This is a genomic window from Pseudomonas fragi, from assembly GCF_002269505.1.
Lineage (GTDB): Bacteria > Pseudomonadota > Gammaproteobacteria > Pseudomonadales > Pseudomonadaceae > Aquipseudomonas > Aquipseudomonas fragi_D.
This window is the reverse complement of record NZ_NQKQ01000010.1, coordinates 130,719-146,865: the sequence shown is the minus strand read 5'-3', so window position 1 is coordinate 146,865 and position 16,147 is coordinate 130,719. Positions and strand designations below refer to the sequence as shown.

Sequence of the window (16,147 nt, the reverse complement as noted above, 5' to 3'; positions counted from 1 at the left end):
AGGCTCACTGTTCAAGAGGGTTGAAGGTGTAGCGGCTGATGGTGTCCACCACACAGCCGGGGCGTTCGCTGCCTTCGATTTCGACGCTCATGCGCACCACTGCCTGCACGGCCTGACCCAGCACCTCCACCCGCACCACCTGGCCATGGCCGCGGATTCGCGAACCGACCTTGACCGCTGCCGGGAAGCGCAGCCGGTCAGTGCCACAGTTGACGCCCATGGCCAGGTTTTCGAACTGCATCAGTTGCGGCATAAACAGGTTGGCCAGAGCCAGAGTCAGGTAGCCGTGGGCGATGCAGGCACCAAACGGGCCATGGGCGGCACGCTCAGGGTCGACGTGGATCCACTGGTGATCACCGGTGGCCTCGGCAAACAGGTTGATCCGTTCCTGGGTCAGCAACAGCCAGTCGGTGCGCCCCAGATCCAGGCCCTCGGCCGCCAGCAACTGCCCGGCGCTGCTGAAAATTGTGCTCATACTCTGTGCCTCACGCTTGTTGCGAGCTGACAGGCAGCACTTCGCCGACCATATACGAGGCGTAGTCACTGGCCAGAAACACCATGACATTGGCCACTTCCCAGACTTCGGCGGCGCGGCCAAAGGCTTCGCGGCTGGTGAGCTGGTCGAGCAATTCGCTGCTGGCGGCTTTTTTCAGGAAGTCATGCAGGGCAATCGACGGCGCTACGGCGTTGATCCGTACACCGCTTTCGGCAGCTTCCAGGGCGCTGCAACGGGTCAGGGCCATGACCCCGGCCTTGGCGGCGGCGTAATGGGCCTGTTCCTTTTGCGCACGCCAGCCCAGTACCGAGGCGTTGTTGACGATGGCCCCGGCACCACGACGTTCCATGTGCGGGAGCATGGCGCGGGTCATGCGCATGGTGCCGGTCAGAGTGATATCCAGCACCGAGGACCACTGCTCATCCGTCATTTCGGTCAGGCGCACCTGCCCGCCAAGCCCGGCGTTGTTGATCAGCACATCGACACCGCCCAGGGCCTCTTCGGCTGCGGCGACCAGGGCCTGCACGTCGGCTTCGACGGTAACGTTGCACAACTGCCCGTAGACCGCCTGCAAGCCGGTTTCAGCCTTGAGCCGTTCGACGGCTTCTTCGAGGCGGCGCGGGTGGATATCGGAAATCATCAGGGCGCGGCAGCCCTCTTCGGCACAGCGTTTGGCCGCGGCATAACCGATACCGGCGCCGGCTGCGGCCGTGATCAAAATCGACTTGCCAGCCAGTAGCTGGTGGCCGAGGACATAAGGGGGGGCTTGTCTCATGGTTGAATTCTCTTGTTATGCGGCAAATCAAAAGCCCCTCACCCTGGCCCTCTCCCGGAGGGAGAGGGGACTAAAGGCAAAAGCTGATCCATGGTCGGGGTGAGGGCCTGCGCTATCAGCTACCCCACACCCGCTGCGGCGCAGGTGCTTCGGCCAGAATCTGGCCCAGGGCAACGCCCACTTCTTCGGGCTGCCATTGCGCGCCCTTGTCGCGGGTCACCCCGGTGCGCCAGCCATCGCCCAGGGACAATCTCCCGCCCTGGCTTTCGATGATCTGCCCGGTAACCTCCCCCGACAGCTCACTGCCCAGCCATACCACCAGCGGCGCGACGTTTTCCGGGGCCCATGAATCAAAGCCACCGTCTTCAGGTTTTTTCACCATGTCCGGCATCGCGTTTTCAGTCATCGAGGTACGTGCCGCTGGGGCCAGGGCATTGGCGGTCACACCGTAGCGCGCCAGCTCGGCTGCCTGGACCAGGGTCAGTGCGGCAATCCCGCCTTTGGCCGCACTGTAGTTGGACTGCCCCACCGAACCCTGCAGGCCCGCGCCGGAACTGGTATTGATGATGCGCGCCGCCACCGGCTTACCCGCCTTGGCCAGGTCGCGCCAGCGCTTGCCAAGAATATTGGCCAGGCAAAAATGCCCCTTCAGGTGCACGCGCATCACCGCATCCCAGTCATCTTCACCCAGGCTGATAAACATGCGGTCGCGCAGGATCCCGGCGTTGTTGACCAGCACATGCACTTCGCCAAACGCCGCCAGCGCAGCGTCGACGATGTGCTGCGCCGTGGCGAGGGTGGTGATGTCATCGGCATTGGCGATGGCCTGTCCGCCTGCCTCGCGTATTTCGGCCACCACCTCTTCTGCGGCTTCGCGACGAATGTCGTTGACCACCACATTGGCACCCTGCTCAGCGAATGCCAGCGCATAGGCGCGGCCCAAACCGCCGCCCGCGCCGGTAATGATGACGGTACGTTCTGCACAAATTGCCATGTCGTTGCTCCTAGAGGCGCTCAATAATCGTCACGTTGGCTTGCCCGCCGCCTTCGCACATGGTTTGCAGGCCATAGCGGCCACCGCTGTGCTCAAGCTGGTTGAGCAGGCTGGTCATCAACCGCGCGCCGCTGGCCCCCAGCGGATGGCCGAGGGCAATTGCGCCGCCATTGGCGTTGGTTCTGGCAGGGTCGAAATCCAGCTCCTTGGCCCAGGCCATGACCACCGAGGCGAAGGCTTCGTTGATTTCAACCAGGTCAATGTCCTGCATACGCATGCCGGCCTTTTTCAGCGCCGCGCGGGTCGCTGCGATCGGTGCTCTGAGGTGCCAGATCGGGTCGTCGCCCAGCACCGAGAGGTGATGGATCCGCGCCCGTGGCGTGAGGTTGTAGCGTTTGAGCGCCGCCTCGGAGACCACCAGCAAGGCGGCCGAGGCATCGCAGGTCTGGCTGGATACCGCAGCGGTGATCGACGCAAACTCGGCAAACACCGGCTCCAGTTCGGCCATTTTGGCCAGGCTGGTATGGCGCGGTGTTTCGTCGTCCCTTACCCCTTCACAGGGCACGATTTCGTTGACGAAACGGCCGGCGGCCATGGCGGCCAGCGCCCGGCGATGGCTCTCCAGAGCATAGGCTTCCATGTCCTGGCGGCTGATGTTCCAGTGGTCGGCGATACGCTGAGCGGCGTAGAACTGGTTGACCGGTTGCTCGCCAAAACGCGCTTTCCAGCCCTTGCTGCCAGAAAACGGATCGGCAAAACCCAGCGGCTGACCGGCCAGCATCGCCGAGGAAATCGGAATCTGGGTCATGGTCTGCACGCCACCCACAGCAATCACATCCTGAGTGCCACTCATCACCGCCTGTGCGGCGAAGTGCAGCGCCTGTTGTGATGAGCCGCACTGGCGGTCGATGGTGGTGCCCGGCACGTTCAGCGGCAAACCGGCGGCCAGCCAGCTGGTGCGGGCGATATCACCGGCCTGGGAGCCGATGGTGTCGACACAGCCAAAAATCACGTCGTCATATTCATCGGCCGCAATTGCGTTGCGCTCCACCAGTGCCTTGAGCACATGGGCGCCGAGGTCGATGGCATGGACGTGGGCCAGCCCGCCCTTGCGTTTGCCGGTGGGGCTGCGTAGGGCATCAACAATATAGGCTTCAGGCATCGATCAATCCTCGAACGTGTGACCGCAGCCCAAAGGCGCCGCGCCACTTAATACATACTCGGCCACACGGGTCTTGTGCAGCGCGCGGTCGCCCCAGGCGTTGTCCAGCGCCCAGGCGCGTTTCATGAACATTTGCAGGTCGACTTCCCAGGTGTAACCCATCGCGCCGTGCACCTGAATGCCGTGGCGGGCCGCCAGCCAGCTGGCTTCACAACTGGCAAGACGCGCCTGGGACACCCATACCGCGGCATTCGGCTCGTTGTTGGCCAGGGCGTATGCAGCGCGGTACAGCACCGGCTTGGCGAACTCCAGCGCCGTGGCCACGTCGGCCAGGTGATGTTTGACCGCCTGGAAACTGCCGATGGGCTTGCCAAATTGTTTGCGCTGCGCGGCGTAGTCCACCGACAAATCCAGCATGCGCTGGGCCAGCCCAAGCAACTGCCCGGCCACCGACAGCGCGCCGCGGTTGAGGGCTTGCGACCACAGTTCACGACCGTGCTCGCCTTGCGCCACCAGGGTGGCAGCGGCAGGTTGCCAGCTGACCTGCGCCAGGCGTCGCGAGGCATCGATGCTGGCGTGATTTTGCACATCCACCTGGCTGCGCGGCACGGCGTGGACTTCATCGCCATGGGCCAGCAGCAGCAAGTCGGCGTGGGCCGCGTCAGCCACCAGCGGGTTGACCGGGTGACCGATGGCAACCCGCAGGCTGCCATCGGCTATACGTTCCAGCCATTCGCCGCGCCGGGCAACACGCTCATCCAGCCCGGCAATCAGCGCGCTGGCCACATACGCGGTGTCAGCCAGCGAGTCCGGAATGGCGTAGTAACCCAATTCCTGTGTCATCAGCGCCCAGGCCACATCGTCCATGCCCAGGCCGCCAAAGGCCTCGGGGATCGACAGCGCGGTGAGGCCCTGCTCGGCAATCTTGTTGCGCAGATCCGGGGAGCGGCCGACATCGGTTTCCCAGATTTCACGGAGCATCTCGGGGGCGGCTTCGGTCATCAGAAAACGGCTGATGGCCTCGCGGAAGGTGATCTGGTCTTCGGTAAAGGTAAAGTCCATGCCCGGCCTCACTTCGGCAGACCGAGCATGCGCTCGGCAATGATATTGCGCTGGATCTCGTTGGTGCCGGCGTAGATGGGCCCGGCCTGGGCAAACAGAAAGCCCTCCAGCCAGTCGTGACCATCCGCCGATTTACCGGTCAGTTCGCCACTGGCGCCGAGAATGCGCATGGCGGTTTCGTGCATGCGCAAATCCAGCTCCGACCAGAAAATCTTGTTGGTGCTCGACTCGGCGCCAATCTGCGCGCCCTGACTCAAACGCCCCACGGTGTGGTAGGAAGACAGGGTGTACGCCTGCGCATCCATCCAGGCCTTGCACACCGCATCGCCCAGGCTCGGGTCGCGGTCCGCGCTGGCGCGGTTGGCCTGATACAGCTCCACCAGCTTGCGCGCCGTGTACTGAAAGCGCGCCGGCGAGCGCAGCAGCAAACCGCGTTCGAAACCGGCAGTGGCCATTGCTACATGCCAGCCCTGCCCTTCGTCACCGATACGGTTTTCCAGCGGTATGCGCACGTCGTCGAAGAACACTTCGGCAAACGCATCCTTGCCGTTCAAGGCCTTGATCGGACGTACCGTGACCCCCGGCGCGTTGAGCGGCACCATCACAAAGGACAGGCCGTGGTGACGGCTTGAGCCGGGATCGCTGCGAAACAGACCGAACAGCCAGTCGGCAAAAATCGCCCGCGTCGACCAGGTTTTCTGGCCGTTAAGCACGTAGCTGTCACCGTCACGGCTGGCCTTGCTGGTGATTGCCGCCATATCGGAACCGGCGTTGGGTTCCGACCAGCCCTGGGCCCACATATCGGCACTGGCCGCCATGCGTGGCAGGAAACGTTTTTTCTGCGCCTCGGTACCGAACTCCATCAGCGTCGGCCCCAGCAACAACTGGCCGTTCTGATTGATCCGCATCGGCGCGCCGGCACCGTAATACTCTTCTTCAAAAATCAGCCACTCGATCAAATCGCAGCCGCGCCCGCCCAGCTCGGTAGGCCACATGACCATCGACAGCCGGCTTTCGAACAGCTTGGCTTCCCACTGGCGGTGCTGCTCGAAACCTTCACGGGTGTCGTAACTGGCCAGCGGGGTGGCCGGCAGGTTGTCCGCCAGCCATTGGCGCACCTCCTGACGGAAAGCTTTCTGCTTGGGGGAGTAAGTCAGATCCATCTTCAGCTCCTCAGAACGTGGCGTCGCGTTTTTCAACGAACGCGCGACGGGTTTCAGCGGAGTCCGCGCAGTTGTAGGCCTGCAGCGTAAAACCCTGCTCCCAGCGATATTTGTCTTCCAGATTGCCGTCTTCGATACCGTTGAGCGCCTCCTTGGCGATACGGATCATCTCCGGGCTTTTACTGGCGATCTTGCGGGCGATTTCCAGGGCGGTTTCGCGCAGTTGCTCGCGGGGCACCACGCGCTCGATAAAGCCGTACTGCTGGGCGTCGACGGCGCTGATTTTGTCGCCGGTCAGGAACAGGTAACGGACTTTTTGCACCGGGAACAAACGCTGCAAGTGCGCTCCGCCGCCCATCGCCCCGCGATCCACTTCAGGCAGTGCAAACGTGGCGCAATCGGAGGCGACGACGATGTCCGCAGCGCCGGTAATGCCGATCCCGCCGCCCAGTACAAAACCATGTACCGCAACAATCACCGGCACCGGGTTGCGATGCACCGCCTTGAAGGTGGCGTAGTTGCCGGCGTTGACAGTCACGATGCGCTCGGGGTGGGCGTCCAGCTCCTTGATATCGACCCCGGCACAAAAACCACGCCCCTCGGAGCGGATCACGATGACGCGCACTTGCGGGTTCTGGCCCAGGGCTTCGAGGGTATGCGCCAGGTCCAGCCATTCCTGGCTGTCGAGGGCATTGACCGGTGGCCGGTCGATCACCAGCTCAGCGACGCCTGCGTCGATGCTGGTGTGAAATGCGGTATGAGTTGCGCTGTTCACAGGTGCTCCCGGGTTGGCAAAGGCATGGGGGGAGTATGGGAACGGCGCAGTGGCGAATCATCGTCCGTTGAGACTAACGTGGGTGGCGTTGCTGGGTGCTGACCTCTGCCCAAAAGGACTAGTCCAATTCAGGGATTGCACCCGCTCAGCGCGCTCGCATGCTTGCGGCATATCCTGTATTTCCACGATGAGAGCCGCCCCATGGAGCTTGCCCTGTCTGACGAGCAGCAAATGATTCAATCATCTGCCGAACGCTTTTTGGCCCAGGTGGCCAGTTCCGCCGAAGTGCGTGCGGCCATGGCCAGCGAACAGGGTTACAACCCGGTTACCTGGGCGCGTATCGCAGGCGAGCTGTACTGGCCTGCCCTGGCCATCCCCGAGGCCTATGGCGGCCTGGGGCTGGGCTTTGTCGAAGTCTGCCTGTTGCAGGAGCAATTGGGCCGGCGCTTGCTGCCCTCGGCGTTCTACGCCACCTGTTGCCTGGCCTTGCCTGCGCTGCTGATGAGCCGCAATGAACCCCTCAAGGCTCACTGGCTGCCATTGATTGCCGCCGGTGAAGTCACGGCCAGCCTGGCCTACGCCAGCGCCTCACGCTGGGATGACACCGCCGTGCAGGTGTATGCACAAAGCTGCACGGGCGGTTATCGACTCAACGGCCAGTACCTGCACGTCATCGATGGCGCTGACTGCGACTTGCTGATTATCGCTGCCCGCACACCGGGCAGTGTCGGCGAAGCGGGGATCCGGTTGTTTGCCATTTCCGCCGACACCCCCGGTCTGGCCCGTCACTGTCAACCCACACTCGACCAGACCCGGCGCATTGCCACTGTGACCCTTACGGATGTGCAACTGCAGGATGTACACCTGCTCAGCGAACCCGGTCAGGGCTGGCCGATGCTGCGCGACGTGCTGCGCATTGCCTGTATCGGACTGGCCGCCGAACAAACCGGTGGTGCGCAACAGTCCCTGAACATGACTCTGGACTACATCAACGGCCGTGAGCAGTTTGGCCGGCGCATCGCCAGCTTCCAGGCCATCAAGCACCGCTGTGCCGACCTGATGCTGGAAATTGAATGCGCCAGGTCGGCCAGTTACTACGCTGCCTGCATTGCCGATCAATGCCTGAATATTGATGGCGACCCGGCTGCGCAACAGCAACTGGGTGAAGCCGCTGCCACGGCCAAGATTCACGCCAGCGAAGGTTTTTTTCACTGTGCTGCCGAATCGATCCAGATGCATGGCGGCGTGGGGTTTACCTGGGAATATGACCCGCACCTGTATTTCAAACGGGCCCGTGCCAGCGAGCAACTACTGGGCTCCCCCGCTTTTCACCGTGAGCAATTGGCCAAGCAGATCTTCGGAGAACTGTCATGAACATTGGTTTCAGTGCGGCTGATGAACAATTCCGCCAGCAGGTGGCCCAGTGGATGCAACAGCACCTGAGCGGCGATTTCGCGCCACTGCGTTTTCGCGGCGGGCCGGGTGATGAAGACTTTGCACCGGCCTTGCGCAAAGCCTGGGAACAGGAACTGGCCAAGGGCGGCTGGATTGGCGCGGGCTGGGCTCAGGAGCACGGAGGCAGGGGCTTGAGCATCAACCGCCAGGTGATCTTTTTTGAAGAGTACGCCCGCGCTGGCGGTCCGGGGCGCATGGGCCATATTGGCGAAGGGTTGGTGGGGCCAACGCTTGCAGTGTTTGGCACGTCAGACCAGCAGCAGCGGTTTTTGCCACCGATACTGGCCGGGCAGGATTTCTGGTGCCAGGGGTATTCGGAACCGGGTGCCGGCTCGGATCTGAGCAATATCAAGACCCGTGCCCGTCTGGACAGCGACAGCGGGCAGTGGCTGATCAGCGGGCAGAAGGTCTGGACTTCACTGGCCCATGAAGCGGACTGGTGTTTTGTGCTGGCCCGCACCGAAACGGGCAGCGTGGGTCACCGCGGATTGTCGTTTTTATTAGTGCCAATGCAACAGAGTGGCATCAAGGTGCAGCCGATCCGGCAACTGACTGGCTCGTGCGAGTTCAACGAAGTATTTTTCGATCAGGCCACAACCAGTGCCGACAACCTGATTGGTCAGCCGGGCGATGGCTGGAAAATCGCCATGGCGCTGCTGGGGTTCGAGCGCGGGGTTTCGACCCTGGGCCAGCAGATGCAGTTCCAGAACGAACTGGATGAGGTGGTACTTATTGCCAAGAGCAATGGCGCGGCGCAAGACCCCCTGTTGCGCCAGCGCATTGCCCAGGCCTGGAGCGGCTTGCGGGTGTTGCGCTACAACTCGTTGCGCATGTTGTCCGGGGTACAGGATGGCAGCCTGCGACCCGAAGCGACAATCTACAAGCTGGCGTGGTCAAGCTGGCATGTCGAGCTGGGCAAGCTGGCGATGGACGTGCTGGGCCCCGAAGCTGAACTGCTGGCTGGAGGGCCTTATGAACTGACCCGTTTACAGGCACTGTTCCTGTACACCCGGGCGGATACTATCTACGGCGGCAGCAGCGAGATTCAGCGCAATATCATTGCCGAGCGGGCGCTGGGGATGCCGCGGGAAGCGCGTTAAAAGTGCCTTCAATCAAGAGCCCCCTCACCCCAACCCTCTCCCGGAGGGAGAGGGAGCTGATTGGGGGAACTTCAAGGGTTTCGGCAGGCTGACAGGATTGAGTTGAATCCAGAATCAACTCGGTCAGCCCCCTCTCCCTTCGGGAGAGGGTTGGGGTGAGGGCATGGATCAAAAAGTGTACTTGCCATTGAACGACAGGTAATCCCGATCCGCCATTGTCCGTCCCTGGGCAATATCGGCCGAGCTCAGGTACGCCACATAGGTCAGCCCCATCTGGAAGTTGCCCAGGTACTTGAAATCACCGCCCAATGTCAGGCGCTTTTCAGCACGACCCAGCCCCGAATAAGCGCTACCGTCGATGTTCTGGGTCCAGGTCGCCTTGGTGGTCAAGTCCCAGCCGTTGAACACATTGGGATGATCGAAATACGCACCGATGCCCAGCAGGCTTGAACCACGGGTTTGACCGTCATACACATACTTGTTGAACGTCCCGTCCGTACCCGCCCCGCCACCGGTAATGGTCAGGTCATCCACACCCTGGATACGCTGGTGCACCACTTCGGTCATCAAGGTGGTCTGCTGCGCCATAAATGTCGGGCCGATCATGTACACAGCATTCAAGTTGCCCTGCCACACCTGCCCGCGCGCCGGGGCACCGTTGCTCAGGTACACCGCCGCGCCGTCGCGGTAGCTCAGATCACCGGCAAACTGCACCGAATCACCCGCCTTGGTGGTAAAGCTCACGCCCGTGAGTTTGATGTTGTCAAAGTAGCCCAGCTGGTAGCTCGGGCCATTGCCGCTGCCCCCCGCCTTGTTCAGCGAGGAATAGTGGGTCTGCCCGGTAAAGTCGAAAAACAGCGCCGGCACTCGGTCGTGGTAACGGTAGTGGAACAGGCCGATCTCGGTGTTTTGCGTCAGCCGGTAGCGCGTGCCAACGCCCCACTCACCGCTGTCGCCCGGCTTGACTGAACCGCCGTAGCCGACTGCTGCGCCGTTGGGCAGATTGTCGACGATGCCCGGCGCCAACCGGAAAAATTCCGCCCCCGGGCCAAAGGTGTCGCTGCCAAAGTAGTCACCCACGGGGTTGAGTTGGGTTTCTTCCCATTTGTACTGGTAGAACCCGAGCAGGGCCAGGTCCTCGTTGACCGACCACGAACCCGAGATCTGCCCCACCGGCAAATAGGCATCCTTGGCCTCAGTGCCGGGCACGTTGAACTTGGTCGCGTCCACCGGCGCCTGGCCCTGGCTGATGTTGGGCCAGAACAGGCTCTCGCCCCACGCCACCAGATGCCGCCCGGCCTTGAGTGACAGGTACTGGTCATCGTTGACGGTAAAATCGCCATACACATAAGCATCCAGCAACCGCGCCTTGCTGCCGCTGAGTTTGCGCGTGTCCCGGCTGAAGTCGTTGTAGCGCCCGGTCTTGTTCACCGTGTCCGGCGAGTCGTTGTCGTTGCGCTGGTGGTAGACCTCGTCATAGAAATGGCTGGCGCGCATCACCGCACCGAGGTTGTCGTGCTTGAGCATCAATTCACCAAATACGCTGACCCGATTGTTGATCAGTGAGCCGCGCTTGAAGTTGCGCGTCGCATCGTCGTAGTTGATGTTGTTGAGGTATTCGTGATCCGGTTTTTCGGTACGCATCGAGGCCGTGTAGTTGACGGTCAGCGACGAGTCCAGGGTGGTGTTTTCACCCAGCTCGAGGGTAGGCGCCGCCAGGGCCAGGCCGCTCAGCCCCGACAACAAACCGGTCCCGACAACACGCGTGTAGTGCTTGAACATGCCTTGCTCCTTGTTCTTGTTGTTTTGCCCCGCCCGGCCACCTGCGCACAGGCAGGGCCCGTGGCAGACAGCAGGATGGAGTCAGGGCGTTACTTGCCGGCACGGCGTGCCGCTTCAGGGCCGAAGTCGCCTGCAGCAAAACCGCCCTTGTTCAGTACATAGCCGTTGCGTTGTTCGTTGATCAGGTTAAAGGCCAGGTAACTGCCGGCATTCAAGTCGTGGTAAAGGCCAACACCGGCCTGCCAGGTTTGGGTTTCGGGGGCGTAGAAGTAATTGACCATCGAGGTGCGCCACAACTCACCACGGTTGTCGTAGTTGTCGCCCATGATCGGGAACCAGCTGTCTTCGTCGATATACAGCGTGCGCTTGCCATATAGATGGCGGTTGCCCGGCTTGAGCACACCTTCAAGCACCCACACGCGATGCAGCTCGTAACGCATGTCGTCAGGGTTGATATGCCCGGGGGTGAGCATGCTCGCGTACTTGAGGTCATTAGCGTGCAGGCGGGCTGTGTTGTAGGGGATATACAGCTCTTTTTTACCGACAATGTTCCAGTTGTAGCGCTGGGCCGAGCCGTTGAAGATGCGCACTTCGTCGACGGTGATCGAACCGCCGGAGCCCGGGAAGGCCATGTCGAAACCGTAACCCGGTGACTGCCGCACACGCCGCGTACCCGGGTCGTAGCGCCAGCTCTGGCGCGGTTCGGTCTTGTCGTTCCAGTACTCGGTACCGGTGTTGATTTCACCCTTGTCGCGCTGTGGCAGCAGGGTTTCGTTGAGGTAGAAAGACGAGTTGCCCGCCGTGTCGCCGATCTTGCCCGGCTCCAGCCCCGGCGCCATGTTGCGCGAGTGCACGCGGCCCCAGTTGATATTGCCGTCCTTGAGCACATAAGCGTTGTCCGAGGTGTATTCCTCGGTCCAGGCACGCACGGTAAACAGCGAGGCATTTTTCAGCAGCTCGATACCGTTTTGCGGAATGGGAAATGCCACGCCGCCAGTGCGGGCCACCACGCCTTCGCCATCATCGACCAGCTTGGCGACCGAGGCGTTTTCCAGAGTGGCCTTGCATACCGTGTCAGAAAAACGAAAGTCACGGTGCGAAGGGTAAACCGGCATGCGGAATGTTTGCGGGTAGAGTTTGAACAGGGCTTTTTGCCCCTCGGACAAGTGCCCGTCGTACTGACTGAGGTTTTGCGCGGTGATCACAAACAGCGGCTTTTCATTGGGATAAGGGTCGATCGGGTGTTTGCCCGTGCCCTCGAATTTCATCCCCGGGGCCGCGCCCAGCCATTGGCCGCCAAAAGCAGGGATGGTGCCTGCGGCATTGCCCGCCTTTTCAGCGCCGACGCAGGTCAGGTCCTTGCCCAGCCGGGCGATTTGATCGGCAGGGGCCTGGGCCAGCGCCAGAGCGCTGTAACCCTGCAATGCCAGGGCGACTGACAGCCAGCCGCCCATGTGGGTGATGCGTCCCATGGAGTTCTCCTTGTTGTTTTTGGATTCAAACTTCGCGAACGCTGCGCGTCCGATCGCAGCCTGCGGCAGCGAGTACAGGTTGTTGTGCAGGCTGATGATGTTTGCCCACCAGCGGCTTGCCCAGGTTGAACCACGCAGCCAGTGCCGGCAGCAGGAAGATTGCCCCCAGCACGTTGACCATAAACATGAAGGCCAGCAGCACACCCATGTCGGCCTGAAACTTGAGCGGCGCAAACACCCAGGTGCACACCCCCAATGACATGGTCAGCGCGGTGAATACCGCCGCCGTACCGCGCTGGCACATGGCGCGGTAGAAGGCTTCGCGCAGGTCATGCCCCGCGGCCATCTCATGCTCGATGCGCTCGTACAGATAGATGCCGTAGTCCACCCCTACCCCCACACCCAAGGCCATTACCGGCAGGGTGGCGACCTTGAGGCCAATGCCCAGCAGGGCCATCAGCGCATTGCACAGCACCGCGACAATTGCCAAGGGCACCAGAATGCACAGCACCGCGCGCACCGAACGAAAGGTCAGCAGGCAGAACAGCGCCACCGAGAAGAACAGCGCCGCCAGCATCACCACTTCGGCATGCTTGACCGCTTCGTTGGAGGCCGCCATGACGCCGATATTGCCGCCCGCCAATTTGAATTCCACACCGGGCACATGGATGCCGGCGATGATGCGCTTGGCCTCAGCCAGCACATGGGCCACGGTGGCGCCTTCGTGATCGCTCAGAAACACCAGAATCTGCATCTGTTGGCAGCCATCAGTGACCAGCCCCGAGTCCGGCGAATAGGCGTAGGCGCCCTGCTGCAAACCCTGGGCGGAACCGGGGATGGCCGCCCAGCGCGGGTTGCCTTCGTTGTTGCCGGCAATCACTTGCTTGCTCATCCCCGCCACGCTTTGTACCGACTGCACACCGGGCACTTCGCGCATCTTGAAATCGAAGGTTTCCACGGCCCGCATCACGGCCGGGTCCAGGCAGGCCTCACTGCGATCGCGGATGGTCAGGAACACCGACAGCACATCCAGGCCAATGGCGTAATTGCTGATGATTTTCTGGTTGTCCTGGTTATAGCGTGAGTCGGCGCGCAACTCCGGCGCACCTGAGCCGATATCACCAGTCGCCAGTTCACGGGCCTTGTACGCGCCGGCCACCAGCAGCAACAGGCTCAAGGCAAATACCCAAAGTGCCGGGCCGGGCGTGGCCAGCGCCGACAGCCGCCACCACAGCGGGTGGCGTGAACTGGCAATGCGCGCCTGAGCCGTCAGCAAGCGCGGCTCCAGCGTCAGGTGGGCGATGATCAGCGGCAGCATGATTTTGTTGGTGATGATCATCAGCATCACACCGATGCAGGCCGTGACACCCAACTCATGCACGATGGGGATATCAATCAGCATGATCACCCCGAAGCCCAGGGCGTTCATCAGCAGCGCCAGCGCGCCGGGGATAAAAATCTTGCTGAACGCCGCCTTGGCCGCACTCACCGAATCACTCCCGGCCAGTACTTCCTGCTTCCAGGCGTTGGTCATTTGCACGGCATGGGACACACCGATGGAGAAGATCAGGAACGGCACCAGAATCGACATCGGGTCGATACCCAGGCCCAGCAATGGCAACAGGCCGAGTAACCACACGACGGGCAGCAAGGCGACAAACAGCGCCACCAGCGTCAGGCGCAACGAGCGTGAATACAGCCACAGCAACGCGCCGGTAATCAGGAAGGCAATGGCAAAAAAGCCCATCACTGTGTTCAGCCCTTCGACCACGTCACCGACCAGCTTGGCAAAGCCGACGATGTTGATTTCGATGTTGGCACTGCTGTATTTGGCGCGGATATCTTCCAGGCGCTGGGCGATTTGCACGTAACTCACCGGTTGCCCGGTTTTGGGATCGATGTCCTGCAGGTCGGCGCGCACCAGCGCTGACTTCAGGTCATTGGCCAGCAAACGGCCGATCTGCCCGGAGCGAGCGGCATTGCTGCGCACCTGTTGCAGGTCGGCGGGCGTGGCGGCGTATTGCGGCGGCACCACCAGATCACCGACATAGCCGTCTTCGGTAATTTCGATATAGCGCACGTTGGGCGTAAACAGCGACGTTACGCTGGGGCGACTGACCCCGGAGATATAGAACACATCGTCGGTGACGTGTTGCAGGGTTTCGAGGAATTCGGGGTTATAGATATCCCCCTCGCCTTTCCAGTGCACGCTGACCAGCAAGCGGTTGGCACCGGTAAAAATGCGACTGAAATCCAGGAAGTTGAGCATGTAGGCATGACGCACCGGGATCTGCTTGTTGAACCCGGGGTCCAGCCGAACATGGGTGGCGCTGTAACCAAGGGCCAGGGTCACCAGCATAAAAAAGCCGAGCAACACTTTGCGCCGGGCCATTAATTGCTCGGCGCAGCGCTGCACAGCCGATGACAAGACAAAAGCGCCCATGCTCGCGGTCCCTCGCACACTGGTTGAAAGTGATCGCGATAATCAGACGGGGCCGGGCCTTGAACATCGTCCGTAAGGGTTAGGCTGTTTGAGGGATGGGGCGCGCGCGCCGTGTCACTCTTTGCTGGCTTTGAACGCCAACTCGCCCTTGGGCCATTTGGCCGCTTTGGCGGTAACGGCCTTGAGTGTCTTGCTCAGGCCTTCCTTGAGCTGCTCCTGGGCAGCGAAGATCAGCATCACGGTCTGACCTTCCTTGAACACGATGCCTTCGCCCAAGGGCGAGCTGACATAGGCGTAGTCACCGATGCCGTAGATAGTCATTTTGATGTCGCGAAATTTGATTTCAAACTTCCCACCTTCGCGGCTGGGCAAGACTGCTGCACGAAAATGATCACCGACCTTAAGCCCCAGACCCGGCTTGTCATCTACCACCAGCGCTGATTCAGTATCGATTTCAGCGATGTAAATACCTTCAGCGTTCTGCTCGGTAACGTAAACAAAGCGGGACTGGAACAGTTTGACCAAACGTGCCCGCAAATCACCCAGAACAAACAACGCATGCATTTCCAGATTGCTGACTGCCAACGAAAAACCCTCGAAAACGTGAAGTGGCGCTACCAGAACAAATAACAGGCAGCAGATAAAAGGCCTCAGCCCACTTATTAAAAAACCGGGTACAGCAAAATCTCCTGGCTGATGGGGCAAGGAGTGGCATGTGACATCAAGACTAAAAATACGACAGGACCGCTATTCTACCGGCTCATACCCGAAGTTGGGTATACACATCCACTACTCAGTCAGGGAATCGGCAATTATTTCTGGGTTAGGGCCCGGTTCTACAGGGCTTTCGTCGTTAACTGCGCCGCTGGCTGTCAACAACTGCCATACTGGCCAAAAAATCAGCCTGGCCCATGCCGCCGGGTTGTCCGGCTTCATTACCTCGAAGGGAAAGCGACACGTGACGGAATTTGATATTGGCGAATTTTTTATCCGCGGCGAGTCCAAAGAAGTCGATGGTGAGTTTCAGGCCGTGATTGTGATGCGCGCCAAGCCACCGTTGAAAACCGTGACTTACCACCAGGTCGAGAAAGACCGTTGGTTCAAGACAGCCGAGCAGGCTGAAATTGCCGCCAAGGGTTCGGCACAGGAACTGAAGCTGGCAGTGGACGCTGGCGCTCTGAACGCATCCTGACGCCCCCTTTCAAGCACGCTGAGCCCGAACCTGCATTGCGCACGCGTTGGCGCTCAGCTGCGCCAGCCAGGCAGCGCGACACTCTTCAGCTTCAATACGGTTAGAAAACGCCGTACCGCGCTGCTCACCGTTGACCAGCACAACCCAGCAGACCTTTTGGCCCGTGGCACGCAAGCCTTGAGGCACGCCCGTGCCGATCATCACGGCTACATCAACCCGATTGGACATGAGGGTTACTCCCGCCATTTAGTTAGTTACCTAACGATGTTGGTCATA

At 61.1% G+C, this 16,147-nt stretch carries 15 protein-coding genes; 3 read left to right on the top strand and 12 right to left on the bottom strand.

All coding sequences use genetic code 11. The features are described 5' to 3' along the window. Positions 1-4: 4 nt before the first annotated feature. The 7 genes from CJU81_RS11490 to CJU81_RS11460 all read right to left on the bottom strand — a co-directional run bounded on the left by CJU81_RS11490 (position 5) and on the right by CJU81_RS11460 (position 6,427). Positions 5-475: a MaoC family dehydratase gene (locus CJU81_RS11490; protein WP_095036693.1), complete on the bottom strand. Its 471-nt coding sequence runs from the start codon at positions 473-475 to the stop codon at positions 5-7. A gap of 10 nt (positions 476-485) precedes the next feature. Further along, positions 486-1,271, bottom strand: a complete 786-nt coding sequence (locus tag CJU81_RS11485) for an SDR family oxidoreductase (protein ID WP_095036692.1) — start codon at positions 1,269-1,271, stop codon at positions 486-488. A gap of 115 nt (positions 1,272-1,386) precedes the next feature. After that, positions 1,387-2,265: an SDR family oxidoreductase gene (locus CJU81_RS11480; protein ID WP_095036691.1), complete on the bottom strand. Its 879-nt coding sequence runs from the start codon at positions 2,263-2,265 to the stop codon at positions 1,387-1,389. A 10-nt stretch (positions 2,266-2,275) separates the two neighbouring features. Further along, entirely contained in the window at positions 2,276-3,427 is a 1,152-nt protein-coding gene (locus tag CJU81_RS11475) for an acetyl-CoA C-acetyltransferase (protein WP_095036690.1), read from the bottom strand. A 3-nt stretch (positions 3,428-3,430) separates the two neighbouring features. Then, positions 3,431-4,489: an acyl-CoA dehydrogenase family protein gene (locus CJU81_RS11470; protein WP_095036689.1), complete on the bottom strand. Its 1,059-nt coding sequence runs from the start codon at positions 4,487-4,489 to the stop codon at positions 3,431-3,433. 8 nt (positions 4,490-4,497) lie between these two features. Then, on the bottom strand, positions 4,498-5,652 hold the full coding sequence (locus tag CJU81_RS11465) for an acyl-CoA dehydrogenase family protein (RefSeq protein ID WP_095036688.1): 1,155 nt from the start codon (positions 5,650-5,652) through the stop codon (positions 4,498-4,500). Between the two features lie 10 nt (positions 5,653-5,662). Beyond that, positions 5,663-6,427 carry an enoyl-CoA hydratase family protein gene (locus tag CJU81_RS11460; RefSeq protein ID WP_016780479.1) on the bottom strand — a complete coding sequence of 255 codons (765 nt, stop codon included), beginning with the start codon at positions 6,425-6,427 and terminating at the stop codon, positions 5,663-5,665. Positions 6,428-6,628: 201 nt separating this feature from the next. On the opposite strand from CJU81_RS11460, the gene CJU81_RS11455 reads away from it, so the two are divergent. Together CJU81_RS11455 and CJU81_RS11450 are read left to right on the top strand one after the other, a co-directional pair. Beyond that, positions 6,629-7,801, top strand: a complete 1,173-nt coding sequence (locus CJU81_RS11455) for an acyl-CoA dehydrogenase family protein (RefSeq protein WP_095036687.1) — start codon at positions 6,629-6,631, stop codon at positions 7,799-7,801. Then, positions 7,798-8,982 (top strand): acyl-CoA dehydrogenase family protein, encoded by a 1,185-nt coding sequence (locus CJU81_RS11450; protein ID WP_095036686.1) that lies wholly within the window; start codon positions 7,798-7,800, stop codon positions 8,980-8,982. Before CJU81_RS11455 ends, CJU81_RS11450 begins: the two co-directional genes overlap by 4 nt. Positions 8,983-9,150: 168 nt before the next feature. On the opposite strand, the gene CJU81_RS11445 is transcribed toward CJU81_RS11450, so the two are convergent. From CJU81_RS11445 to CJU81_RS11430, 4 genes are all read right to left on the bottom strand, one after another. Next, a complete protein-coding gene (locus CJU81_RS11445) occupies positions 9,151-10,764 on the bottom strand; it encodes a DUF1302 domain-containing protein (protein WP_095036685.1) in 1,614 nt (537 codons plus the stop codon). 89 nt (positions 10,765-10,853) lie between these two features. After that, complete coding sequence (locus CJU81_RS11440) at positions 10,854-12,236, bottom strand: DUF1329 domain-containing protein (protein WP_095036684.1); 1,383 nt, start codon at positions 12,234-12,236, stop codon at positions 10,854-10,856. 25 nt (positions 12,237-12,261) lie between these two features. Then, complete coding sequence (locus CJU81_RS11435; RefSeq protein WP_095036683.1) at positions 12,262-14,679, bottom strand: efflux RND transporter permease subunit; 2,418 nt, start codon at positions 14,677-14,679, stop codon at positions 12,262-12,264. 114 nt (positions 14,680-14,793) lie between these two features. Then, positions 14,794-15,264, bottom strand: coding sequence for a hypothetical protein (locus tag CJU81_RS11430; RefSeq protein ID WP_095002401.1), 471 nt, complete (start codon positions 15,262-15,264; stop codon positions 14,794-14,796). A 373-nt stretch (positions 15,265-15,637) separates the two neighbouring features. Between CJU81_RS11430 and CJU81_RS11425 the strand changes: the two genes are divergently transcribed. Beyond that, positions 15,638-15,871 (top strand): hypothetical protein, encoded by a 234-nt coding sequence (locus CJU81_RS11425; protein ID WP_095028290.1) that lies wholly within the window; start codon positions 15,638-15,640, stop codon positions 15,869-15,871. Between the two features lie 9 nt (positions 15,872-15,880). Here the strand turns inward: CJU81_RS11425 and CJU81_RS11420 are convergent, their stop codons facing one another. After that, on the bottom strand, positions 15,881-16,099 hold the full coding sequence (locus CJU81_RS11420; protein WP_095036682.1) for a hypothetical protein: 219 nt from the start codon (positions 16,097-16,099) through the stop codon (positions 15,881-15,883). Between the last annotated feature and the right edge of the window lie 48 nt (positions 16,100-16,147).

Coding starts and splice junctions, on each gene's coding strand:
- CJU81_RS11420 (WP_095036682.1), bottom strand. CDS start 16,099: ATGTCCAATCGGGTTGATGTAGCCGTGATGATCGGCACGGGCGTGCCT.
- CJU81_RS11470 (WP_095036689.1), bottom strand. CDS start 4,489: ATGGACTTTACCTTTACCGAAGACCAGATCACCTTCCGCGAGGCCATC.
- CJU81_RS11445 (WP_095036685.1), bottom strand. CDS start 10,764: ATGTTCAAGCACTACACGCGTGTTGTCGGGACCGGTTTGTTGTCGGGG.
- CJU81_RS11455 (WP_095036687.1), top strand. CDS start 6,629: ATGGAGCTTGCCCTGTCTGACGAGCAGCAAATGATTCAATCATCTGCC.
- CJU81_RS11475 (WP_095036690.1), bottom strand. CDS start 3,427: ATGCCTGAAGCCTATATTGTTGATGCCCTACGCAGCCCCACCGGCAAA.
- CJU81_RS11440 (WP_095036684.1), bottom strand. CDS start 12,236: ATGGGACGCATCACCCACATGGGCGGCTGGCTGTCAGTCGCCCTGGCA.
- CJU81_RS11490 (WP_095036693.1), bottom strand. CDS start 475: ATGAGCACAATTTTCAGCAGCGCCGGGCAGTTGCTGGCGGCCGAGGGC.
- CJU81_RS11485 (WP_095036692.1), bottom strand. CDS start 1,271: ATGAGACAAGCCCCCCCTTATGTCCTCGGCCACCAGCTACTGGCTGGC.
- CJU81_RS11435 (WP_095036683.1), bottom strand. CDS start 14,679: ATGGGCGCTTTTGTCTTGTCATCGGCTGTGCAGCGCTGCGCCGAGCAA.
- CJU81_RS11480 (WP_095036691.1), bottom strand. CDS start 2,265: ATGGCAATTTGTGCAGAACGTACCGTCATCATTACCGGCGCGGGCGGC.
- CJU81_RS11450 (WP_095036686.1), top strand. CDS start 7,798: ATGAACATTGGTTTCAGTGCGGCTGATGAACAATTCCGCCAGCAGGTG.
- CJU81_RS11465 (WP_095036688.1), bottom strand. CDS start 5,652: ATGGATCTGACTTACTCCCCCAAGCAGAAAGCTTTCCGTCAGGAGGTG.